This window comes from Rhodopseudomonas sp. BR0C11 (genome assembly GCF_010820945.1).
In the GTDB taxonomy this organism is placed as follows: domain Bacteria; phylum Pseudomonadota; class Alphaproteobacteria; order Rhizobiales; family Xanthobacteraceae; genus Rhodopseudomonas; species Rhodopseudomonas palustris_H.
This window is the reverse complement of the sequence record NZ_QTKI01000827.1, coordinates 1-545: the sequence shown is the minus strand read 5'-3', so window position 1 is coordinate 545 and position 545 is coordinate 1. Positions and strand designations below refer to the sequence as shown.

General features: G+C 66.6%; 1 protein-coding gene and 1 pseudogene. Both read right to left on the bottom strand.

Annotated elements, in window-relative coordinates; translation table 11 throughout:
• The coding region (locus DYI24_RS27640; RefSeq protein WP_164574570.1) for an aminotransferase class I/II-fold pyridoxal phosphate-dependent enzyme at window positions 1-422 on the bottom strand (422 nt) is incomplete at its 3' end.
• Window positions 419-545 (bottom strand): annotated as a pseudogene (locus DYI24_RS28525) (putative photosynthetic complex assembly protein PuhE); the annotation flags it as partial. The gene DYI24_RS27640 and the pseudogene DYI24_RS28525, both read right to left, overlap by 4 nt.

The following is a 545-nucleotide window of genomic DNA, read 5'->3' as shown; positions in this document are numbered from 1 at the left end:
TGGTTGAGCTCGTCCGACAGAATCACGCAGCCGGGCATGCGCGATGCCAGCGTCGACAGCGTCGCCCAGTTCGAGACGTAGCCCGAGGCGAACAACAGGCCGGCTTCCTTGCCGTGCAGCGCGGCGAGCTCCTGCTCCAGCAGCACGTGATAGTGGTTGGTGCCCGCGATGTTGCGGGTGCCGCCGGCGCCGGCGCCGCAGCTGTCCAGCGCCTCGTGCATCGCGCTCAGCACCGCCGGGTGCTGGCCCATCCCGAGATAGTCATTGGAGCACCACACCGTAACTTCGCTGGTGCCTTCGGGCCGATGGTGAGTCGCGCGCGGGAAAGAACCCGCATGACGCTCGAGGTCGGCGAACACGCGATAGCGACCCTCGCGATGGAGGCCTTCGATCTGCCGCTTGAAATAGGCTTCGTAGTTCATGACGTCCTCCCGTTGAGCGTCGCGGCGGGTTCTGCGACCCGTGCCGTTGCCAAGCCGCTCCGTGGATGTTGCTCCAGGAAGGTCTGGCGGAACTGGTCTTCCAGCCGCTGCCGGGCGCACAGC